Here is a 21,898-nt window from a genome sequence, read left to right as displayed (position 1 = left end):
TCTTACAATAACGCATGCGCATTCTCATCGTCGAAGACAATTCCGACATCCTGGCCAACCTCTACGGCTTCTTCGAGCCGAAGGGCTACACGCTCGATTCGGCCCGCAACGGCTATGGCGGCCTGGCGCTGGCGTCCGAGAACACCTATGACGTCATCGTCCTGGACGTCATGCTGCCAGGCTTGAGCGGCCTGGAGCTGTGCCAGAAGCTGCGTTCCGAGCTGCTGTCCACCACGCCGGTGCTGATGCTGACCGCCCGTGACGCCCTGCACGACAAGGTGGCCGGCTTCGACAGCGGCGCCGACGACTACCTGGTGAAACCGTTCTCGCTGGTCGAACTCGACGTGCGCCTGAAGGCCCTGGCGCGCCGCGCAGGCGGCCAGCACGCGCTCAGCCGCGAACTGCGCTTCGGCCCGCTGGTGTTCGATCCCGACCAGCAGGAAGCCGCGCGCGACGGGGTCAGGGTCGTCCTGACCAGGACCGGCTACGTGCTGCTGCGCTGCCTGATGGCGGCGGCCCCGCGCATCGTGCCGCGCGAAGCGCTCGAGCAAGCCGTGTGGGGCGATGATCGCCCCGAAAGCGACGCCTTGCGCACGCATATCCATGCGCTGCGCCAGGCGATCGACAAGCCGTTCGCCTTCCCTATGGTCCACACCATCGCCGGCGTCGGCTACAAGCTCGCCCTGCCAGATGCGCGCGGCTAGTTCGCTGAGCCGGCCGATCACCAGGGCCTTCATCCTGTTCGGCGTCGTGTTGTCGCTGTTCTTCGCGGTGCTGGCGGCGCTGGCGGTCGAGGGCATCGAGGTGCACCTGGTCGACGAGCGCCTGGCCGAAGTCGAGAAGTGGGCGCGTCCGCGCGCCGCCGCGGGCATGACCGCCGACCTGCCGGCCGGCCTGCGCTTCCATCGCGGAGACGACATCCCGCTGTCGCTGCGCGGCTTGCCGGCCGGCGTGTCCGAGGCCGAGATCGACGGCATCGGCCTGCACGTGCTGGCCGGCAGCGACGAGGCGGGGCCCTATGTCGTGGTCGACCATGAAAGCGACTACGAGGACATCGAGATGCTGGTGTACTCGATGTTCGCCGCCTTTTTCGCCGGCTTCGTCATCCTGGCGCTGTTCCTGGGCCGCTTCGTGGGCCGGCGCATCGTCACGCCGATCCGCGAACTGGCGGACGCGGTCGGCCAGGGTGCGCTGGCGCTGCCGCACACGACGCGCGAGGACGAGCTGGGCATCCTGGCGCGCGCCCTGGACGCGCATACCAGCGAGCTGCGCGCCTTCCTCGACCGCGAACGCTTCTTCACGGGCGACGTCAGCCACGAACTGCGCACGCCGCTGACGGTCATCATGGGCGCGGCCGAGATCCTGGTCGAGAACACGGACGACCCCGCGGTGCGCTCGCCGGCCCGGCGCATCTACCGCGCCGCGCAGGAAGCGACCGAATGCGTCACCGTCCTGCTGCTGCTGGCGCGCGCGCCCGAGCTCGGCCTGTTCGCGCCGGTCCCGGTGAGCGACATCGCGCGCCGCGAGACCGAGCGTTACCAGCACATGGTGGCCGACAAGCCGGTGACCCTGCGCTGCATCGGCTCGGCTGCCATCGACGTGCGCGCGCCTTCCGAACTGTGCGCGTCGGCGGTGGCCAACCTGATCCGCAATGCCTGCCAGTACACCGAGCAGGGACAGGTGACGGTGGTGCTGGAACCCGGGCGCATCAGCGTCGAAGACACCGGCCCCGGCTTGCCGGACGCGGTGCGCCAGACGCTGGACCGGGACGCGGCCGCCATTCCCTCGACCGGCTCGGCCGGCACCGGGCTGGGGCTGTCGCTGGTCAAGCGCATTTGCGAATATCTGGGCGCCAGATTGGTCTATCAACAGCGCGAGGGCGGCGGCAGCCGCTTCACGATCGTGTTTCCAGGCGATTTCACGCAATCCTGACGCCGGCTTGACGCCGACCTGAAGCGTCCCTCCTTATTCTTCCAGCACAGCAGTTCCGTGTCGGACTGCGCTACTTGAGGGGAGAGAGTGGATAGATTGTTCGCCAGGCGCATCCAGGCGCCGGTGCTGATGCTGGTCGTGGCCTTGCTGCTGGCCAGCGTGGGTAACATCAAGTTCTGGTCGGTCCTGGGCAGTGCCGCGGGCGGCGTCTCGCTGGCCAGCCTGCCGCTGCTGGCGGGATCGTTCCTGATCGTGGTCCTGTTCTTCAACGCCTGCCTGATGCTGGCCAGCTTCCGCCTGGTCGCCAAACCGGTGCTGATCGCGCTGGTGCTGGCCGCATCGGCCGCCAGCTATTTCATCGCGACCTATGGCATCGTCATCGACAAGGCCATGATCCAGAACGTGTTCGAGACCGATACGCGCGAGGCCACGGAACTGATCAGCTGGCAGATGGCGGCCAGGGTCGGTCTGCTGGGCGTGCTGCCCGCGTGGGCGATCTGGCGCGCCAGGATCGCGTTCCCGCGCGGCGCGCGCGGGCTGCTCGAACGCGCCGGCATCGCCGGCGGCTCGCTGCTGCTGGCGCTCATGCTCCTGCTGCTGCTGTACAAGAGCCTGGCGCCGGCGCTGCACGAGCATCGCGAACTGCGTTTCCTGCTCACGCCGACCAACTTCATCCAGGCCACCCATGGCTACCTGCGCGCGCGCTGGGCCGCCCCCATCGTGGTCGCGCCGCTCGGACGCGACGCCGTCAAGGGCGCCGCGTGGAAGGGCGCGCAACGCCGGACGCTGACCGTGCTCGTGGTCGGCGAAACGGCGCGCGCGGCCAATTTCTCGCTCGACGGCTATGCCCGCGACACCAATCCGCTGCTGGCGCGGCAAAGCGGCCTGGTCAACTTCGCGCGCGTGCATTCCTGCGGCACCGCGACCGCGGTCTCGGTGCCCTGCGTGTTCTCGGCCTTCAGCCGCGAGGACTACAGCCAGTCGAAGGCCGAGCGCCAGGAAGGCTTGCTCGACGTGCTCGCGCATGCCGGTTTCGACGTCGTATGGCGCGATAATAATTCGGGCTGCAAGGGCGTGTGCGACCGCGTGCGCTACGAGGACCTGTCGCGGCCGAAGCCGGGCGGCCCTTGCGAGGACGGCGAGTGCCACGACGAAGTCCTGCTCGACGGCTTGCCGGAGCTGCTGCGCCGCGGCGGCAAGGACATGGTGGTCGTGCTGCACCAGAAGGGCAGCCATGGTCCTGCCTATGCCAGCCGCTATCCGCGCGCCTTCGGCCGCTTCGGTCCGGTATGCACCAGCAACCAGTTCGAGACCTGTTCGCGCGAATCGATCCGCGCCGCCTACGACAACACCATCCTGTATACCGACTACTTCCTGAGCACGACCATCGACCGCCTGCGCGCGCTGGCCCTGGACGCGGACGTCGACACCGCGATGCTGTACTTTTCGGACCATGGAGAATCGCTGGGCGAGAACAACGTCTACCTGCATGGCACGCCCTATCTGTTCGCGCCGCGCGAGCAGACCGAGGTACCGATGATGCTGTGGATGTCGGACGGCTTCAGCGAGCGCTTTCGCATCGACCGCCGCTGCCTGAGCCAGCGCCGCAACGAGCCGCTGTCGCACGACAACGTGTTCCACTCGGTGCTCGGCATGCTCGACGTGAATACGGCGGTGCTCAATCCGCGGCTCGATATCTTCCATGCCTGCGTACGGGGCGCGTGAGATGGGCGCCGCCGTCACGCCTACCGCGCTGCTGCCGGCGCGGACGATCCGGCGCACGGTGGCGGCGCTGGCTGTCGCCGCGGCGGCCATCTTCTGGATGGGCCGCTGCACCGACCTCGACCTGGCGCTGGCCGATGCGGTGTTCGACGCCGGCAGCGGCGCCTTCCCCTGGCGCCATGCCTGGCTGGCCGAGACCTTCAGCCACGTGATCCTGAAATGGCTGCTGATGCTGCTCGCGCTGGGCTTCATCGGCCGCGCCCTGGCCGACCTGGCCTGGCCGCGCGCAGGCATGAGCGGGCGCGCTCGCCTGCGGCTGCGCATCGTCGCGCTGTCGGCGCTGCTGGTGCCCCTGGCGATCAGCATGCTGAAGCACTTCAGCACCTCGCATTGTCCGTGGGACTTGCTGCGCTATGGCGGCGACCAGCCCTATGTGCGCCTGTTCGAGGCCTTGCCGGCCGGCGCCGTCGCCGGACAGTGCCTGCCGGCCGGGCATGCGTCGAGCGCCTTGTGGCTGCTGTCGCTGGCGGTTTACTGGCTGCCGGCGCGGCCGCGGATGGCAAGCGCGGCGGCTGTCCTCGCGCTCGCGTTCGGCGCGGCGGTCGGCTATCTGCAGCAGCTGCGCGGGGCCCACTTCACGACCCACACCCTGTGGTCGATCTGGATCGCCAGCGCCATCGTCCTGTTCCTGGTCGCCGCCCTGCGGGCCGGGCCATCCCGCCGCAAGGCGCAATCCAACCCCTTATCGGAATCCGTCAATGTCGCAACCGCAGATCAGTGAATTCAAGAGCAAACAGGGCCTGGGACGGATACTGTCCGCGTCCCGCTATTCGGCCGCAGGCCTGAAGTTCGCATGGCAATCGGAACACGCGTTTCGCCAGGAGCTGCTGGTGGCCGTGCCCGCCATGCTGGTGGCCGCGCTGCTGCCGCTGCCGGCCCTCGAGCGGCTGGCGCTGGTCGCGGTGCTGGTCGGGGTGCTGGTCGTCGAGTTGATCAATTCCGCCATCGAAGCGGTGGTCGATCGCATCTCGCTCGAGCGCCACCCCCTGTCCAAGAGCGCCAAGGACCTGGGCAGCGCGGCCGTCGCGCTGGCCGTCATGCTCGCCGCCCTGACCTGGGGTGTGCTGGTCCTGCCGCTGCTGTTCGGCTAGCCGGGCGTGTGCTCCTCGGCCTTCGCCGGCGCCGGCGCAGGCTGGCGCCGCAGCCTGCGCCCGTGGCGCTTGAACCAGTGTTCGAGGTCGTCGATATAGGTGTAGACCGCCGGCACCACCAGCAGGCTCAGCAAGGTCGAGGTGATCAGGCCGCCGATCACCGCCACCGCCATCGGCGAGCGAAAGCTCGGGTCGCCCGAGAAGCCCAGGGCGAGGGGCAGCATGCCGGCGCCCATGGCGATGGTGGTCATCACGATCGGGCGGCTGCGCTTGTGGCAGGCGTCCACCAGTGCGTCGAAGCGCCCCATGCCGGCTTTGCGCGCCAGGATCGCGTAGTCGACCAGCAGGATCGAGTTCTTGGTCACGATCCCCATCAGCATGATCAGGCCGATCATGGTCGGCATCGACAGCGCATTGCTGGTGAGCAGGAGGGCGACGAACGCGCCGCCGATCGACAGCGGCAGCGCCGCCAGGATCGTCACCGGCTGCATGAAGTCCGAGAACAGGAGCACCAGCACGCCATAGATGCACAGCACGCCGATCAGCATCGCCACCCCGAAGCTGTTGAACAGCGCCTGCATCTCTTGCGCGTCGCCCAGCTCGGCGATCGTCACCGACGACGGCAGCGACTGGAACACCGGCAGCGCGCGCGCCTCGGCATTGACTTCGCCCAGCGCGCGGCCGGACAGCTCGACGTCGAGCGTCACGTTGCGGCTGCGGTTCAGGCGGTCGATCTGGGCCGGGCCGCTTTCCATGGTGATGTCGGCCACCGTCGAGAGCAGCACCGGGCCGTGCGCGCCGGGCACCGTCAGGCGCCCGATGGCGTCCAGGTCGGCGCGCACCGCGTCCGGCAGCTTGACCCGGATCGGCACCTGGCGCTCGTCCAGGTTCATCTTGGCCAGCGCTTGCTCGTAGTCGCCGGCGGTGGCCACGCGCACCGTCTCGCCGATCGACGCCGCCGTCACGCCCAGGTCGGCCGCGCGCGCGAAGTCGGGTCGCACGATGATCTCGGGGCGCACCAGCGAGGCGCTCGAACTGACGTTGCCGATGCCGCGCAAGGTGCGCAGTTCGCGCTCGGCTTGGCGCGCCGCCAGCGTGAGCGCCTGCGCGTCGTCGCTGCGCAGCACCAGCTGCATCTTGGTGCCGGCGTCCGGTATGCCCACTGTGAAGCGGGCGCCGGGGATGTCCACCAGCGTTTGCCGGATGCGGTTCTCGATCACGCCCAGCTTCACGTCGCGCTCGCTGCGGTGCACGGTGGCGATGGTCAGCACCGCGCGCCGCGCCTCGGCCGCCGCGCCGGGCGAGAAGGCGTCGCCGCTGGAGCCGCCGCCGATCGAGCTGAACACGCTCTTCACGCCGGCCACGGTCATGACTTGCCGGCGCACCTGCTCGGCCACCGCATGGGTCTGGGCCAGGGTGGCGCCCGGCGGCAGCTCGACGTTGACCTGGGTCTGCGAGCGGTCGGCCGGCGGCATGAAGCCGGTCGGCAGCAGCGGCACCAGGGCCAGCGAGCCGGCGAAGAACAGGGCCGCGCCGAGCATGGTCAGGCCGCGCCGGCGCAGGCACCACTGCATGACGGCCAGGTAGCGGCGCATCAGCGGGCCGTCCTGCGGCGCGTGCGGGACGCCATGCGCGTCCTTGTTCAGGTCTTTCGGCGCCTTCATCAGGTAGGCGCACATCATCGGCGTGAGCAGGCGCGCGACCAGCAGCGACGCCAGGATCGCCAGCACCGCGGTCCAGCCGAACTGCTTGAAGAACTTGCCGGGGATGCCGCCCATGAAGGCGGTCGGCAGGAACACCGCCACCAGGGCGAAGGTGGTGGCGATCACCGCCATCCCGATCTCGTCGGCCGCTTCCAGCGCGGCCTGCATCGGCGTCTTGCCCATGTGAAGGTGGCGCGAGATGTTCTCGATCTCGACGATCGCATCGTCGACCAGCACGCCGACCACCAGGGCCAGCGACAGCAGCGTGACCATGTTCAGCGTGTAGCCGAACAGGTACTGGCCCAGGAAGGCCGGGATCACCGACAGCGGCAGGGCGGCGGCCGCGATCAGGGTCGCGCGCCAGTCGCGCAGGAACCACCACACCACCAGCACCGCCAGCAGCGCGCCCTCGTACAGCATGTGCATCGAGGCGTCGAAGTTTTCCTCGACCGAATAGGAGTTGTCGATCACTTCGCGGATGACCAGCCTGGGATTGTCCTTGCCCAGCTGTTCCATCGCGGCGCGGGCGCCGCTGGCGACGTCGATCTCGCCGGCGCCGCGGGTGCGGAACACCTCGAAGGCGACTACCTTGCGGCCATCCTGTTCGGCCAGCGCGCGCTGCTCCTCGACCGTGTCGCTCACCGTCGCCACCTGGTCGAGGCGCACGTGGCGGCCGTCCGGCAGCGGGATGTCCAGCGCCGCCAGCTGCTGCGCGGTCTGCACGGTGGCCAGGGTGCGCACCGATTGCTCGACGCCGGCCACGTCGCCGCGGCCGCCCGGCGCCTCGCGCTGCACGTTGCGCAGCTGACGCGAGACGTCCAGCGCCGACAAGCGCAGCGCGGCCATCCGTTGATCGTCGAGTTCGACCCGCACTTCGCGCGTCACGCCGCCCACGCGCTTGACGGCGCCCAGGCCGGGCACGCTCAGCAGGCGCTTGGAGACGTCGTTGTCGACGAACCAGCTCAGGTCCTGGTCGTCCAGGCCCGAACCTTGCGCCGCCTCCACGGTGAAGGTCGAGACCACGCGGCCGGCGGTGGCGGTCTTGGTGACGGTGGGGTCGCGCATCTCGGCCGGCATGTCGGCGCGCACGCGCGAGACCGCGTCGCGCACGTCGTTGACGGCGTCGGCCGGATCGCGCTCGAGGATGAACTCGACCGTGATGGTGGCCACGCCGTCGAGCACGCGGGTATAGATGTTCTTGATGCCTTGCAGGGTGGCGATCGAGTCTTCCATCTTGCGCGCGACCTCGGTTTCGAGCTGGGCCGGGGCGGCGCCGTCGAGGGTCGCGGTGACGGTCACGATCGGCAGCTCGATGTCCGGAAAGTCCTGCACCTTGCTGGCATTGAAGGCCAGCAGCCCCGCCACGGTGAGCAGGACGAACAGCATGATCGCCGGGATCGGATTGCGGATCGAGAGGGCGGAAAAGTTCATCGTGGCGTCCTCAGCGCGCGGCGTTCGTGCGCGCGGCCGGCGGCGCCGGCGTGGCCCGGGGCGCCGTGGCGGCGATATTGCGCACCAGGTCGCCGTCGTTCAGGAAGCCGGCGCCCTGGACCACGATCGGCGTGTCGGCGTTCAGGCCACTGACCACCTCGACCCGCTCGCCCAGGCGGCGCCCCAGTTGCACTTTCACCTGGCTCACGCGGCTGTCCGGATTCAGGCGGAACACGTAGCTGAAGCCGTCGCGCACGGCGACCGCCTGCTGCGGCACGGTCAGCGCATTCGAGGCGCCCAGCTCGAAGCGGCCGCTGGCGAACATGCCGGCCTTCAGGGGCGTGTTGCTGGACATGGAGGGCGGCAGGTCGACATAGACCAGGGCCAGGCGGGTCTGGGGATCGACCGACGGCGCCACGGTGCGCACCTTGCCGGCGATCTCCGCCCCGCTGGCGGCGAGCACGGTCGCCCTGGCGCCGGGCTTGATGCGGCCCAGGTCTTGCGCCACCACTTCGGCGCGCCATTCGAGGCGGCCCTGGCGGATCATGCGGAACAGTTCCGCGCCGACGCCGACCACGGCGCCGACGGTGGCGCTGCGCGCCGAGATCACGCCGCTGTCGGGCGCGACCACCTGCGTGTATTTCAGGCGCAGCTGCTGCTGGGTGAGGGTGGCCTGGGCCGATTTCACGCGCGCCGCGGCGGTCATTTCGCCGGTGACGTACTGGGTGACCTGCTGCGCGCTCAGCGCGCCCGAGCTTTCAAGCGCGCGGGCGCGGTCTGCGTTCGACTTCGCTTCCTGCAGGTTGGCCCGGGCTTCGAGCAGCGCGGCGCGCGCGATGTCGATCTCGGCGCGCACCGTCTCGTCGGCGAACACCGCCAGCACTTGCCCCTTCTTGACCACGTCGCCTACGTTCACCCGCACCTCGGACAGGCGCAGGCCGTTCGATTCGCTGCCGATCACCGCTTCCTGCCAGGCGGCGATGCTGCCGTTGGCGGTGAGGTTGAGCGGCAGTCTGGTGGTGGCGGGGAGGGCGGTGGTGACGCTCAGGGCGGGGCGCGGCGCCGCTTTTTCATCTTCCGCAGTGGCGCGCTCGGCCGTGGCCAGGGCAACGGTGGCGCACAGGGCAACGGCGCCCAGGGCGATGACGAGCGTACGCGGAGCGCGAATGTTTGGCATGGTCTCTGTGTCGTTTGGCTATAGCAAACAAGTGTAGCAAAAGCGACACGGCAGGCCGCCGCGCACGCACCCCATCATGGCCAGCGCGCTTGTCCCGGCAAAGCGGTCTGCCGATCCGGAAGAAGGCTGAAAGAGAGGGAAAACGAGGGGAAGGGGAATGGCGCACTGCCGCAAACGTCCAGGCCGCCGCCTGATCTAGAGGGCTTACTCTATTGAAACAACTACAGTACTTCTACCGTATTGCACTGCACAATAAAAAAGACTATATTGGAACTGTCTCCTCCAGTTTTCTCCGAAAATTGGATTCCCGCCCGCCAACCATCAGGTTTGCGGGCGTTTTTTTTTGCTCAGGCGTCTTCGCCTTGGAAGGCATTGGCGCGCCAGGTCAGCACCAGCGTGTCGCGGTAGCCATGCTCGCCCAGCGGCTGGATCGGCGTCGATTCGTGGATCACGGCGGCGTCGTCCAGCAGCAGCAGGGTCCAGGGTTCGAGCATGGTGAAGCGCTGGCCGGCCGGGCCGTGGGCGTCGAACACGCGCGTCTCGCCGCCCTTGATGCCCTTGCGATGGATGAGAATCACGGCCACGAAATCGACGCCGTCGCGGTGCGCGCCTTCCGGCGTCGGGCGGCCGATGCCGTCGGCGGTGTCGATGCGGAACTGGTGCGCTTCGACGAACCAGCGCTGCCGGCCCGCGACCTCTGAACAGACCCCGCCCAGCGCGCGCAGTAGCCTCGCCCAGGCCGGATTGGCGACGGTGGCCGCTTCCATCGGCGCGAACAGGCGGTGCATGCCGCCGTGCAGCGCGTTGTATTCGACCGGCTGCCAGTGCGCGCGGTGCGGCGTCTGCTCGAGCTTACCGGCGTCGTCGATGAAGCAGGAATGGCGGCGGCGGCGGTAGCGGCCGCCGTCCTTCAGGTATTCGTCCAGCACCAGCCGCTCCCAGCTCGGCACGAGCGAGTCCAGCTCGCCGATCCCGCAGCCGGCCAGCGCGGCGACGTCGAGAGGACGCAGGACCGCATAACCGGTGTTGCGCAGGGCGTCCGTCAGCTGCGACGGCGCGACATACGGGAGTTGGGTTTGCAATGTGGTCATCTCGTTAGCGTAGCACTTTTCATGTCGACGAGTGACCGCCCCTGCCGAACGATCAATGCGCTGGATCAGGCGAACAGCAGGCGCCGTCACCACTGTTTGACGAGAGTCAGGCGCAGCGAGCGCGGCTCGATCGGGTGGAAGTGCACGTCGGCCACCGGCGCGGCCTCGCCCGGCAAGCGCGACGCGTAGAAGTAGTCGATGGCCGAGGCGCGGCGGTTGGCCAGATTGAAGCCCTCCAGCTCCAGGCGCAGGTCGTTCGCCAGCCGGTAGCCGATGCGGCCGTTGAGCGTCAGGCTCGCGTTCGAGCGCACGCTGTCGTCCTCGACCAGCGGACGCGGGCCGAACCAGCGCAGGCGCACGGAGCCCGACCACGGGCCGCGCGGGTCGACCGTCACGCCCAGCTGGGCGACGCCTTCGATGGCGCCGGGTATCCTGTCGCCGTCGGGATTGCCGCCGCATGAGCGGGCACATGAGCGGGCGCGCGCCCAGGCCGCGTCGAGGTCGATCGACAGCCACTTGAGCGGGCGGTAGTAGTTCGAGAACTCGATGCCGTAGCGCCGGCTCGGATCGCCCGCTTCGGTATTGCCGGCGTCGCCGATATAGGTCAGCTCGGAATCGAAGTCGAGCCGGTACACGGCCAGCGACGTCTGCATCTTCGCGATCGCCTCGGTGCGCACGCCCAGTTCGAACCCGCGCGAACGCACCAGGCCAGGCGTCGGGTCCACCGCCTCCAGGGTCTTCGGGTCGACGGTCGCTACCGTCCCGCGCGCGTCGTTGCTGTGAAAGCCGTGGCCGTAGTTGGCGTACAGCTCGGTGGCCGCCCATGGCCCATAGACGATGTTCAGGGTCGGCGTGACCAGCGTGTCATGCGCCTTGCCGGCGTTTTCAAGCCGGTCGCCGTCCACGCGGAAGCGGTAGTTGCTGGCCCGCACACCCGCCACCGTGCGCAGCGCATCGCTCCAGCGCGTCGCGCTCTCGATGAAGACGGCGCCGCTGGTCTCGACGATGTGGTCTTCGCGCGTGGTCGCGATGCGCTGGCGCCGGCGCGTGTCGTACAGGCCGTTGAAGATATTGTCGTTCTGGAGCTGCGCGCCCACCGTCAGGTCGGACGACAGCGCCTCGGTGCGGTGCACGTGCCAGGTGTGGGTGGCGTCGATGCCGGTGGTGACGCGGCGGTCCGGCTGGGCGAACTGGTCGCCGTTCACCGGGTCGTTCAGAAAATAAGTGAAGTTCGAGAACAGCGCGAGCTGGTTGCGGATCGCGTAGGCGCTCACCTTGCTGGCCGAGTCGGCGCCGGTCCGGCGCCAGACGCCCGACAGGCTGAAGCGCCGCGCCGCGCCGCCATCGCTGTCGTCGACCAGGTCGTAACGCTCGAGGCGGCCATCCTGCACCGCGCGCAGCGGGATCTGGTCGGTGGCATGCCAGTCGCCGCGATAGCCCATCGCGGTGACGCTCCAGCCATTGTTGGCGTAGCCCCGGCTGAAGCGCAGCACGGCATTGAACTTGCGGTAGTCGTCCGGCCGCGTCCACGGGCCGTCATTGTGCATCGCCTCCAGCGCGTACAGCAGGCTGCCGCCCGCCACCTCGGGCGAGCCGGCGAGCAGCGCGCGCCGGTAGCCGTCCTGGCCGACGGTGGCCGAGGCGAGGTTCTTCACCAGCCGGTTGGCATAGGTGAGCGACGCCACGCCGGCCGACGAGAAGTCGCCCTCGCGCGCCGAATACGGTCCCTTGCGGTAGTCGAGGCGGCCGACCAGCTCGGGGATCAGGAAGTTCAGGTCGGTCCAGCCCTGGCCGTGGGCGTGGCTGCGCTGGTTGACCGGCATGCCGTCGACCCGGGTGGCGAGGTCGGTGCCGTGGTCCAGGTTGAAGCCGCGCAGGTAGAACTGGTTGGCCTTGCCTTCGCCGCTGTGCTGGCTGGCGATCAGCCCGGGCGTGACTTCGAGCAGTTCGCCCGGGCGGTAGGCGATGCGGCCGGCCAGGTCCTTCGCGCCGGCGCTGCCGGCGCCGGCCGAATCGGCGACGCCGAGCTGGGATGCGCGCGCGCCTTCGACCAGCACGCGCTGCAGCTGGAAGTCGTCGGCATGGACGGCGGACGTGGCGAACAGCGCGGCCAGCACGCAGGGAACGGGGCGAAGATGCATGGAATTCTTGAAAAACGTTTTTGTTATTGCGCCGGCTGCTCGAGCGCCTGGCGGGTGAAGGTGAGGGAACGGACCGCGCCGCCCGCGCCCAGGTTGACGGTATTGACCTGTTCGGGCAGGAAGTCGATCAGCACGCCCTGGCGGATCGTGGCCGCGCGGGTGAGCGGCGTGTTGTCGATCTCCTGGTAGATGACGACGCTGTTGGCGTCGACCGTCATGCCGATCCACTTGACCGGCAGGCGCGTGTCGTCCGGGGCGGCGAGCCAGAACTGGCGCTCGACGTACCGGCGCAGCACGGCCTGGTCTTCCGGGTCGGAAAGGTCGAACTGGCGCTGGTACAGGTTCAGCAGCAGGGCGTCGATGTCGTGCGCCGTATAGGTGTGGACGATCTCGGTGCTCCTGGTGCGTTCGTTGTACGAGATGTCGGTCATGCCGAAGTGGAAGCGGTGCGCGCTCGCGCTGTTGCTCATGACCGTGCTCACGCACAGCAGCAGGGCGATGCACAGCGCCTTGACGCCGTACAGCCTCATTGCGCGGCCTTCGGCGCTGCGGCGCCCTTCAGCGGCGTCTGCATGTCGCGCATCAGGTTATTGGGATCACGCTCGGTCTTGAACAGCTCCAGGCGCGACGGCGCGGCTTTGCGCGGCCAGCTGTTGTTGCTGGTGTCGATGTCGGCGGTTTCCCAGAACGGATCCTGGGTCAGGCCCACGATCGGCTCATCGAGCACGAACAGCTTGGTGATCCTGGTCGGCGAATAGCGCCAGACTTCGGCCGGAATGCGCTCGATGGTCTTCTTGCCGCTCTTGAGTTCGATCTCGACGATCAGCGGCATCACCAGTCCGCCCTTGTTGGCGAAGTCGACCAGATACAGGTGCTTGCCCTCCTTGAGCAGGGCTTTTTCCCAATCCTCCAGGCCGGCCATGGTTTCCTGGTACTTGTTGCGGTCCTTGTTGGTGACCGTGAACTCGTCGTGCTCGTTGTAGAAGTCGCGCAGCTCGGGATGGGCGTCGATGCGGCGCGCCATCCCCCGATTGCGCTGGTCCATGACCGACACCGGTTCGCCGTTGGCGCGTTCGCGGAGAAACGCCTTTTCGACCTCCGGGTCCTGGCTGCTGACGGTGTACTCGGTGATGCCCTCGACGCTGATGTCGACCGCGTCGGTGGTATAGAACCAGCCGCGCCAGAACCAGTCGAGGTCGGTGCCGGAGGCGTCTTCCATGGTGCGGAAGAAGTCGGCCGGGGTGGGGCGCTTGAACTTCCAGCGCTCGGCGTATTCCTTGAAGGCGAAGTCGAACAGCTCGCGGCCGAGGATGGTCTCGCGCAGGATGTTGAACGCCGTGGCCGGCTTGGCGTAGGCGTTGTTGCCGCGCTGGAGCGTCGATTCGGCATTGGTCATGATCGGCGCCTGGTTGGTGCTGCGCATGTACGAGACGATGTCGCGCGCCTCGCCGCGGCGCGACGGGTAGTTTTCTTCCCAGGCCTGCTCGGCCAGGAACTGCAGGAAGCTGTTCATGCCCTCGTCCATCCAGGTCCACTGGCGCTCGTCCGAGTTGACGATCATCGGGAAGTAGTTGTGGCCCACCTCGTGGATGATCACGCTGATCAGGCCATACTTGGCGGCCTTCGAGTACGTCACCTCGCCGGTCCTGGCGTCCTTGACCGGACGGCGCCCATTAAACGACAGCATCGGGTATTCCATGCCGCCCACCGGGCCGTTGACCGAAATCGCGACCGGATACGGGTAGTCGAACGAATATTTGTTGTACTGCTCGATGGTGTGGATCACGGCCGGGGTTGAGTATTTTTCCCACAGCGGATTGGCCTCGGCCGGGTAGTAGGACATCGCCATCACGTCCTGCTTGCCGCTCTTGATGCCCTGGGCGTCCCAGATGAACTTACGGCTGGTGGCGAAGGCGAAGTCGCGCACGTTCTGCGCCTTGAAGCGCCAGGTCCTGGTGCCGGTGGCGCGGTCTTTCTCGTTGGCCTGCGCCTCCGCCTGGGTGATGATCATGACCGGCTTGTTCGCCGTACGCGCCTGTTTCAGGCGCTCGCGCTGGACCGCGGTCAATACTTCGCCCGGGTTCTGCAGTTCGCCGGTGGAGGCCACCACGTGGTCGGCCGGGGCCGTGATCTGCACGTCGTAGTCGCCGAATTCGAGCGTGAATTCGCCGTCGCCCAGGTATTGCGCGTTCTGCCAGCCGGCGGCGTCGTAGTAGGCCGCCATGCGCGGGAACCACTGGGCGATCTCGAAGATGTCGTTGCCGTCGTCGAAGCGCTCGAAGCCCATGCGGCGGCCCAGCACGTTCATCTCGGGGATGTTGAAGCGCCAGGCCACGTCGAACGCGGTGCGCGCGCCCGGCTTGAGCGGCTGCGGCAGGTCGATCCGCATCATGGTCTTGTTGATCGTGTGGCGTAGTGGCCGGCCGTCGCTGCCGGTGACGCTCGCGATGTGGATGCCGCCGTCGAACTTGCGCGCCTCGAGCGTGAAGCGCAGCGCGTCGAACTTGACGCCATCCCCGCCACGGGCCTGCCAGGCGTCGCGCGACGGCAAGGTCGAGATGTTGCGGTTGTCCGAATCGTTGCGGAACATGTTCTGGTCCAGCTGCACCCACAGGTAGGACAGGGTATCCGGCGAATTGTTATGGTAAGTCACGGTGCCCGCGCCGCTCAATGAACGCTTGTTCTCGTCGAGCGTCACGCGCAGCCGGTAGTCGGCGCGCTGCTGCCAGTACTTGTGGCCCGGCGCGCCGGCCGCGTTGCGGGTTTCGCCCGGCGTCGGCAGCAGTTCGTCGAGCTGGCGGAACTTGTCGTCGAAGACCGGGCCGGCGGCGCTTGCCGAGGCGGAAAGAACGAGGGCGGCAATGCTTGCCTGCAGGTGCTTGAGATTCATGTGGTGACAACAGCAAGTAAAACACCGGCAGGGGCCGGCGCAGGGTGGACGGCGCGTCATTCGGTCAACCGGACCGAATGACTCCACGCGTTCAACAATATGATCAGTGCCCGGTCACTGACCGGAAGCCCCATCCGTCTTGAGCTTCGTATTAAAGTCGCGCATCAGGTTGTTCGGATCGCGCTCGGTCTTGAACAGCTCCAGCCGCGACGGCGTGGCCTTCCTCGGCCAGCTGTTGTTGCCGACGTCGACGTCGGCCGTCTCCCAGTACGGGTCCTGGGTCAGCCCGACCATCGGCTCATCCGTCACGAACAGCTTGGTGATCCTGGCCGGCGAATAGCGCCATACCTCGGCCGGAATCCGCTCGATGGTCTTCTTGCCGCTCTTGAGTTCGATCTCGACCACCAGCGGCGTCACCAGCCCGCCCACGTTGGTGAAGTCCACCAGGTACAGGTGCTTGCCTTCCTTGAGCAGCGCCTTTTCCCAGTCCTCCAGCCCGGCCAGCTTTTCCTGGTAGCGGTTGCGGTCCTTGTTGGTGACGGTGAAGTCGTCGTGCTCGTTGTAGAAGTCCTTCAGCTCGGGATGCGCATCGACGCGGCGCGCCATCCCCTGGTTGCGCTGCTTCGTGACCGACACCGGTTCTTGCACGCGGCGCGCGCGCTGCAATGCTTTTTCGACTTCGGGATCCTGGCTCGACACCGTGTACTCGGTGATGCCGTCCACGCTCACGTCGACCGCGTCGGTGGTATAGAACCAGCCGCGCCAGAACCAGTCGAGGTCGGTGCCGGAGGCGTCTTCCATGGTGCGGAAGAAGTCGGCCGGGGTGGGGCGCTTGAACTTCCAGCGCTCGGCGTATTCCTTGAAGGCGAAGTCGAACAGCTCGCGCCCCAGCACCGTCTCGCGCAGCACGTTCAGCGCGGCGGCCGGCTTGGCATAGGCGTTGTTCCCGAACTGCAGCAGCGACTCCGAGTTGGTCATGATCGGCACCTGGTTGCGGCTCTTCATGTAGTCGGTGATGCGGCGCGGCTCGCCGCGGCTGTCCGGCCAGTTTTCTTCCCAGGCCTGCTGCGCCAGGTATTGCACGAAGGTGTTCAGGCCCTCGTCCATCCAGGTCCACTGGCGCTCGTCCGAGTTGACGATCATCGGGAAGTAATTGTGGCCCACCTCGTGGATGATCACGCCGATCAGGCCATACTTGGTGCGCTGCGAATAGGTGATCTCGCCGGTTTTCTTGTCCCTGCTTGGCCGCGGGCCGTTGAACGAGATCATCGGGTATTCCATGCCGCCCACCGGGCCGTTGACCGAGATCGCGGTCGGGTACGGGTAGTCGAAGGAATACTTATTGTACTGCTCGATGGTGTGGATGATCGCCTGGGTCGAGTATTTCTCCCACAGCGGATTACCCTCCTTCGGGTAGTACGACATCGCCAGCACGTCGATGTCGCCGCTCTTGACGCCCTGCGCGTCCCAGATGAACTTGCGGCTCGAGGCGAACGCGAAGTCGCGCACGTTCTTGGCCTTGAAGTGCCAGGTCTTCGTCGCGCCGTTGTCTACTCCGCTGCGCGCCTTTTCGGCCGCTTCGGCTTCAAGCTGGGTCACGATGACGACCGGTTTTTTCGCCGTGCGCGCCTGCCTGAGGCGCTCGCGCTGGGCGGCGCTGAGCACCTCGCCCGGGTTCTGCAATTCGCCGGTCGACGCGACGATATGGTCGCCTGGTACCGTGATGCGCACGTCGTAGTCGCCGAATTCGAGCGTGAACTCGCCCGCGCCCAGGAACTGCTTGTGCTGCCAGCCATAGACGTCATAGTAGGCGGCCATGCGCGGGAACCACTGGGCGATCTCGAACAGGTCGTTGTTGTCGTCGAACTTCTCGTAGCCGGCGCGCCCGCCCAGCACCTTCTGTTCGTTGATGTTGTAGCGCCAGTCGATGCTGAAGCTCACGCGCGCGCCCGGCTTGAGCGGCTGCGGCAGGTCGATCCGCATCATGGTCTGGTTGATCGTGTGCGCCAGCGCGCGGCCGTTCGCATCCTTCACCGCCAGGATGTCGAAGCCGCCGGGGAAGGTGCGCTGTTCGAGCAGCGAACGCAGGCCGTCGAACTTCAGGCCGGTCTGCGCCGTGGCGCCGGTCCAGGCGTTGCGTGAGGGGAGGGCGGCGCTCTGGCGCGCGTCCGAGCCCGGCTTGTAGATGTTCTGGTCCAGCTGCAGCCACAAATACTTGAGGGTGTCCGGGGAATGGTTATGGTAGGTCACGGTGCCGGCGCCGGTGAGCGCGCGCTTGTTCTCGTCGAGCGTGGCGCGGATCGTATAGTCGGCGCGCTGCTGCCAGTAGGCGTGGCCCGGGGCGCCGGACGCGGTGCGGATCGCCCCCGGCGTCGGCAGCAGTTCGTCGAGCTGGCGGAACTTGTCGTCGAAGGGCGCGGCCGCGAACGCTGACGTGGCGAGGCATAGCGCTGCCACGCCGAGAGGCAAACGGAACATGATTCCCCTGGATTTGTTGTTGATATAAGAAAAGAATTCTAATCCTGATATTAATCAACTGCTCAGGGGATTTGTAAAAATCCTGAAATATGCGGTGTGACAGCCGCACCAATGGCTGGCTTTTACAACACCATATTTACAGGCGCCGGTAGGCGCGCGACGACGATCCGACCACGGTGTGGCCGCTGTCGGCATCGCTTGGCCGCATTTCCAGGTTGCGCGACAGGATGAACAGGACCTTGTCGGATTCGGCGTACAGCGGTTCCCAAGGGCCGCGGCGGATCGCGACCATCAGCCGGCCCTCGCGTTCGGCGACTTCGAAGTCGCCGATGCCGTCGACGCGGTATTTGCCGACCAGCGCTTGCCTGGCGCTTGGCGCGAGTTCGACCGTGGTGCGCAGGCGGGTCTGCTGGCCGGCCCACTTGTATTCATGGGCGATGGCGCGCGTCAGGGCGGCCGCCAGTTCACCGCCGTTGTCGCCATTGGTCAGCACCACCACGCCATCGCCGCCTTCGGTCGAGCCGTACAGCCACGACTGGAAGCCCACGTTGACGCCGCCGTGGCCGAAGCCCTTGCCGCCCTCGCTGATCTGCAGGCCCAGCGCATAGTCGTTCATCACCGGCTGCAGCATGGTGCGGGTCATGGCCGGCGACAGCACGCCGTTGTCGCCGCCAGCCGCCCCCTGCTGGATCGCGATCGCGAATTTCGCCAGGTCGGACGGTGTGCTCCACAGGCCCGCAGCAGCCTGTTCGGGGTGGGTGTAGGCGCCGCCGGCGAAAGGCTCGCCATCGTGGCCGTGGGGCCGGGCCGCACTGGCCTGCAAGGCCGTCGGCAGCGGCTGGGCGAAGGTGCTCTCGAGCATGCCCAGCGGCGCCAGCACCGACTCCTGCATCAGGACCTCGAAGGGCTTGCCGGCACGGTCGATCATGGCCTGCTGCAGCACGGTATAGCCCCCGCCCGAGTAGCGCCATGCCGTGCCCGGCGCCGTGTCGACCCGGATCGCCTTGGTATTGGCGGCCCATGCGCCGTCCAGCACCTGCACCAGCGTCGGCACCCGCTTGCCCGCGGCGTAGCCGGGAAAGCCCGGCACGCTCACGCCACCCGTATGCGAGAGCAACTGGCGCAGGTTCGGCCTGCCTTTATCTTGACTGTCCGGCAGGCGCCACGACGTCAGGGCCGTGTCGATGCCGGCGTCGAGGTCCAGCTTGCCCTGTTCGACCATGCGCAGCGCGGCCATTGCGCTCACCGGCTTGCTCACCGAGGCGGTCTGGAACAGCGTGTGCGGCGTGACCGCCGGCCCGCCGATCCAGGCCACGCCGTAGCCGCGGGCCCAGGCCAGCTCGCCGTCCTTGATCACGGCCACGCTCACGCCCGGCACCTTCAGGCGCGTCATCGCTTCCTGCAGGCTTTCGGTCTTGACCGGCGCGCTGGCCAGCGCGATGGCCGGGCGCAGGCCCGCTTCGACGCGGGCGATGGCGGCGTCGTCGGCATGGGCGAACGGCGTCGCCAGGGCGGCGATCAGGAAGAAACGCAGGCGCGGTGCTGCAAGCGAGTTGACGGACATGAGCTCTCCATACGATGTGGGCAAATGGCCAATAGTATGGAGATGCCGGACAAGGCGAACAAGCGTTCGATGTATTTCATGCGGCCGGCATGCTGAAGGTGAAGGTGGTGCGTTCCTCGCCAGACTGCACGCCGATCGCGCCGCCGTGCGCGCGCGCGATCTGGTCGACGATGTACAGCCCCAGTCCCAAGCCGTCGTCGCCGGCGCGCGATACCGCGCGCCAGTAGGGCTTGAACAGCTGCTTGACCGTGGTCGCATCCAGGTGCGGGCCGTGGTTGCTCACCGCGAGCACGAACAGGCCGTCTTCGACGCCGGCCCGCACCTCGATGGGCCGCGCCGGATCGCCGTGCGTCAGCGCGTTCCTGACCAGGTTCGACAGCATCTGCGCGAGGCGCCGCGGGTCGCAGCGCAGGCGCAGGCCGGGCATGATGTCGCTGTCCAGGTGCGCCTGGGGATAGGCGCCGCGCAACTCGTCGACGGCCTGCTCCAGGCCGGTCTCGACGCCGTCGTGCAGCCGCAGGTCGAGCGCCATGCCCGAACCCATGCGCCCGCGCGTGAAATCGACCACGTCGTCGACCAGGGTGTCGATGCGCAGCGCGCTGCGCCGGATCCGTTCCAGGGCCTGGGCCGTGGCCGGATCTTCGTTGCGGCGCGCCAGCAGGTCGACCCGGATCAGGATCGCGCTCAAGGGCGTGCGCAGGTCGTGTCCGAGCACGGCGATGAACTGCTCGCGCAGTTCGGCCGTCTCGCGTTCGGAGAACAGCGCGCGCTGGGCGTCGCGCAGCGAGCGTTCGGTCTCGAGCTGGCGCGAGACCAGTTCGGCGAACAGGGTAATGGCCGGCACCAGCGGGCCTTCGCTCAGGCGCGCCGGCTCGTCATCCAGGCCGCACAGGGTGCCGAAATAGGCGCCATCCGGGCGGAAGATCGGAATCGAAAAATAGCTCTGGTAGCCGAAGGCGCATGGCGACGGATGGTCGCGGTAGCGGGCGCTGTCGCGCACGCAGTCGATGACGACCGGTTGGCGCGACTGGAGCACTTCCTGGCACAGGGTAAGGTCGAGGTCGATCGTGGCGCCCGGCTGCAGGCCCAGGCCGAGGCGGTCGTGCACCGCGCACGCCGTCCAGCACTCGGGCGTGACGTGGGCGATGCAGACGAAACGCATGCCGGTGAGCGCCGCGATGGTCTCCAGGACCCGTGGCACGGACTCGATCGCCTGGATTTCGCTGACGTGGAGAGGGACGCTGTCCGCCATGGGTCGGATGTTGTAAAAATACCATCCTAGCACGTTGCCGTGCCCGCTGTCACTTTCTGGCGGAGCGGCGCCTCAGGCCAGCCAGCGCCCGTCCTGGTACACCCTTTCCTCGCCCAGCCAGACCGCGTCGGTCACCGCGAACACGTCGATGTGGTAGCGCGCATCCTTGCGCTTGAAGCCGGGCTTCGGATACACGCCATGCTTGGCGCCGAGCGACAGGTGGATGCCGCACATGCGCTCGTAGGTGCCGATGTCGTCCACCCGCAGCTCGCGCGTGAAGGCGCGGTTCAGGCCGAAGCCCAGCTCGCGCACCCAGACTTCGCCTTCCTCGAGCCGGATATTGTCCAGCACCTGCTGGAAGGCCGGCGTCGCGTTCTCGGTGGCCACCACACGGCCGGCCTCGATCACCAGGGTCACCGGCGTCTCCGGGCGGTTGGAGCGGTAGCTGGTGTCGCCGAACACGTGGATCTGCACCCGGCCGTGCACCGCTTCGAGGTCGAGCGCTTCGGTGAACACTTCGCCGATCGGGAACTGGCCGCCGACGTTCTTCATGTCGCTGTAGTCGCCGATATTGAGCTTGGCCGGCTCGAAGGGCGAGGCGAAGGTGAGCGTCTCGCCGCCGCCGACCACGCGGCCGTGCGGCGCACGGTCGATGCGTTCCTTGAGCGCGCGTCCGGTGCCGCGAAAGTACGCCGGATCGTAGGCCAGGGCGTCGATGTAGTGCTCGCCCTGGATACCCGGCATGCGCGACAGGTGCACGTGCTCGATCACTTTCAGGCCCAGCTTGAACAGCTCGACCCGCATGCGAAAGCCGTCGAGGCGGAAGTTGGACGACTGCAGCAGCACCACCAGGTCACCCGCCGCCATCGCGCGAAAGGCCGCCAGCACCGCCTCCGGCGTCACGGCGTCGAAGTCGACGAAGTTCGCATCCGGCAGGTTGCGCCGGTAGCCTTCGAGCAGCGCGCGCGCCAAGCCGGTGCGGGTGTCGTACACCACCAGCGCCCGTTGTCCAGGCCCGTGTTCGAGCGCGATCGTCAACACGTCGGCCAGATGCCTGCCGGCGGCATCGACGGCGTGCGAAGGGAGGTCGGCGTGGGGGTCTGGAGCGGTCATGGCGCAATCGTCGGGCGGCAAGGGGTGGATGGGCAGGCGGCCATTATACGTAGGTCTGCCGAAAGTTCCGCGCCGGGGCAGGCGATGAGTTCGATTATTGATGCGTCCGGGATCGCGCTACGCTACCGCGCGAACGGCGCGCCGCGCGGCAGTGCACGGAGCTATCATTTGAGCAATAGCAAGGACAAAGACGCGGCCCGCGGGCTGTTTCGACCAATCCTTTTCGACCAATCTTTTTCGACAAATTATTTGG

General features: G+C 67.5%; 15 protein-coding genes. 5 read left to right on the top strand and 10 right to left on the bottom strand.

From position 1 onward, the window contains the following. Positions 1 to 14 precede the first annotated feature (14 nt). The 5 genes from ABIB38_RS16845 to ABIB38_RS16825 all read left to right on the top strand — a co-directional run bounded on the left by ABIB38_RS16845 (position 15) and on the right by ABIB38_RS16825 (position 4,805). Positions 15 to 704 (top strand): response regulator transcription factor, encoded by a 690-nt coding sequence (locus tag ABIB38_RS16845; protein ID WP_429205555.1) that lies wholly within the window; start codon positions 15 to 17, stop codon positions 702 to 704. After that, positions 691 to 1,932: an ATP-binding protein gene (locus ABIB38_RS16840; RefSeq protein WP_429205553.1), complete on the top strand. Its 1,242-nt coding sequence runs from the start codon at positions 691 to 693 to the stop codon at positions 1,930 to 1,932. The genes ABIB38_RS16845 and ABIB38_RS16840 overlap by 14 nt, the downstream gene beginning before the upstream one ends. Before the next feature lie 87 nt (positions 1,933 to 2,019). Beyond that, positions 2,020 to 3,657: a phosphoethanolamine transferase gene (locus tag ABIB38_RS16835; protein WP_429205551.1), complete on the top strand. Its 1,638-nt coding sequence runs from the start codon at positions 2,020 to 2,022 to the stop codon at positions 3,655 to 3,657. Further along, positions 3,635 to 4,435: a phosphatase PAP2 family protein gene (locus ABIB38_RS16830; RefSeq protein WP_429205550.1), complete on the top strand. Its 801-nt coding sequence runs from the start codon at positions 3,635 to 3,637 to the stop codon at positions 4,433 to 4,435. The genes ABIB38_RS16835 and ABIB38_RS16830 overlap by 23 nt, the downstream gene beginning before the upstream one ends. After that, positions 4,413 to 4,805, top strand: a complete 393-nt coding sequence (locus ABIB38_RS16825) for a diacylglycerol kinase (protein ID WP_429205549.1) — start codon at positions 4,413 to 4,415, stop codon at positions 4,803 to 4,805. Before ABIB38_RS16830 ends, ABIB38_RS16825 begins: the two co-directional genes overlap by 23 nt. Here the strand turns inward: ABIB38_RS16825 and ABIB38_RS16820 are convergent. From ABIB38_RS16820 to ABIB38_RS16775, 10 genes are all read right to left on the bottom strand, one after another. Continuing rightward, complete coding sequence (locus ABIB38_RS16820; protein WP_429205548.1) at positions 4,802 to 7,939, bottom strand: efflux RND transporter permease subunit; 3,138 nt, start codon at positions 7,937 to 7,939, stop codon at positions 4,802 to 4,804. The genes ABIB38_RS16825 and ABIB38_RS16820 overlap by 4 nt on opposite strands. Before the next feature lie 10 nt (positions 7,940 to 7,949). Further along, positions 7,950 to 9,116: an efflux RND transporter periplasmic adaptor subunit gene (locus ABIB38_RS16815; protein WP_429205546.1), complete on the bottom strand. Its 1,167-nt coding sequence runs from the start codon at positions 9,114 to 9,116 to the stop codon at positions 7,950 to 7,952. Positions 9,117 to 9,463: 347 nt separating this feature from the next. Beyond that, on the bottom strand, positions 9,464 to 10,207 hold the full coding sequence (locus ABIB38_RS16810) for a 2OG-Fe dioxygenase family protein (RefSeq protein WP_429205544.1): 744 nt from the start codon (positions 10,205 to 10,207) through the stop codon (positions 9,464 to 9,466). An 86-nt stretch (positions 10,208 to 10,293) separates the two neighbouring features. Next, positions 10,294 to 12,348, bottom strand: a complete 2,055-nt coding sequence (locus ABIB38_RS16805; RefSeq protein WP_429205542.1) for a TonB-dependent receptor — start codon at positions 12,346 to 12,348, stop codon at positions 10,294 to 10,296. A 23-nt stretch (positions 12,349 to 12,371) separates the two neighbouring features. Continuing rightward, positions 12,372 to 12,878, bottom strand: a complete 507-nt coding sequence (locus tag ABIB38_RS16800) for a DUF6702 family protein (protein WP_429205541.1) — start codon at positions 12,876 to 12,878, stop codon at positions 12,372 to 12,374. Then, entirely contained in the window at positions 12,875 to 15,238 is a 2,364-nt protein-coding gene (locus ABIB38_RS16795) for a M1 family metallopeptidase (protein WP_429205539.1), read from the bottom strand. The genes ABIB38_RS16800 and ABIB38_RS16795 overlap by 4 nt, the downstream gene beginning before the upstream one ends. Before the next feature lie 114 nt (positions 15,239 to 15,352). Then, positions 15,353 to 17,716: a M1 family metallopeptidase gene (locus ABIB38_RS16790; RefSeq protein ID WP_429205537.1), complete on the bottom strand. Its 2,364-nt coding sequence runs from the start codon at positions 17,714 to 17,716 to the stop codon at positions 15,353 to 15,355. Positions 17,717 to 17,852: 136 nt separating this feature from the next. Beyond that, positions 17,853 to 19,280: a serine hydrolase domain-containing protein gene (locus tag ABIB38_RS16785; RefSeq protein ID WP_429205535.1), complete on the bottom strand. Its 1,428-nt coding sequence runs from the start codon at positions 19,278 to 19,280 to the stop codon at positions 17,853 to 17,855. A 76-nt stretch (positions 19,281 to 19,356) separates the two neighbouring features. Beyond that, a complete protein-coding gene (locus tag ABIB38_RS16780; RefSeq protein ID WP_429205533.1) occupies positions 19,357 to 20,481 on the bottom strand; it encodes a GAF domain-containing sensor histidine kinase in 1,125 nt (374 codons plus the stop codon). Between the two features lie 123 nt (positions 20,482 to 20,604). Beyond that, the gene (locus ABIB38_RS16775; RefSeq protein WP_429205532.1) at positions 20,605 to 21,645 is read right to left on the bottom strand and encodes a hypothetical protein; all 1,041 of its coding nucleotides are present in this window, start codon (positions 21,643 to 21,645) and stop codon (positions 20,605 to 20,607) included. Positions 21,646 to 21,898: the final 253 nt, after the last annotated feature.

The sequence above is a fragment of the Massilia sp. UYP11 genome (genome assembly GCF_050434805.1).
In the GTDB taxonomy this organism is placed as follows: domain Bacteria; phylum Pseudomonadota; class Gammaproteobacteria; order Burkholderiales; family Burkholderiaceae_D; genus Telluria.
The sequence above is the reverse complement of the archived record's forward strand: the minus strand, read 5'-3'. Positions and strand labels throughout refer to the sequence as shown.

Excerpts from the sequence above, each read along its gene's own strand:
- ABIB38_RS16845 (WP_429205555.1), top strand. The coding sequence starts at position 15 with ATGCGCATTCTCATCGTCGAAGACAATTCCGACATCCTGGCCAACCTC.
- ABIB38_RS16840 (WP_429205553.1), top strand. The coding sequence starts at position 691 with ATGCGCGCGGCTAGTTCGCTGAGCCGGCCGATCACCAGGGCCTTCATC.
- ABIB38_RS16830 (WP_429205550.1), top strand. The coding sequence starts at position 3,635 with ATGCCTGCGTACGGGGCGCGTGAGATGGGCGCCGCCGTCACGCCTACC.
- ABIB38_RS16825 (WP_429205549.1), top strand. The coding sequence starts at position 4,413 with ATGTCGCAACCGCAGATCAGTGAATTCAAGAGCAAACAGGGCCTGGGA.
- ABIB38_RS16820 (WP_429205548.1), bottom strand. The coding sequence starts at position 7,939 with ATGAACTTTTCCGCCCTCTCGATCCGCAATCCGATCCCGGCGATCATG.
- ABIB38_RS16815 (WP_429205546.1), bottom strand. The coding sequence starts at position 9,116 with ATGCCAAACATTCGCGCTCCGCGTACGCTCGTCATCGCCCTGGGCGCC.
- ABIB38_RS16810 (WP_429205544.1), bottom strand. The coding sequence starts at position 10,207 with ATGACCACATTGCAAACCCAACTCCCGTATGTCGCGCCGTCGCAGCTG.
- ABIB38_RS16805 (WP_429205542.1), bottom strand. The coding sequence starts at position 12,348 with ATGCATCTTCGCCCCGTTCCCTGCGTGCTGGCCGCGCTGTTCGCCACG.
- ABIB38_RS16800 (WP_429205541.1), bottom strand. The coding sequence starts at position 12,878 with ATGAGGCTGTACGGCGTCAAGGCGCTGTGCATCGCCCTGCTGCTGTGC.
- ABIB38_RS16795 (WP_429205539.1), bottom strand. The coding sequence starts at position 15,238 with ATGAATCTCAAGCACCTGCAGGCAAGCATTGCCGCCCTCGTTCTTTCC.
- ABIB38_RS16790 (WP_429205537.1), bottom strand. The coding sequence starts at position 17,716 with ATGTTCCGTTTGCCTCTCGGCGTGGCAGCGCTATGCCTCGCCACGTCA.
- ABIB38_RS16785 (WP_429205535.1), bottom strand. The coding sequence starts at position 19,280 with ATGTCCGTCAACTCGCTTGCAGCACCGCGCCTGCGTTTCTTCCTGATC.
- ABIB38_RS16775 (WP_429205532.1), bottom strand. The coding sequence starts at position 21,645 with ATGACCGCTCCAGACCCCCACGCCGACCTCCCTTCGCACGCCGTCGAT.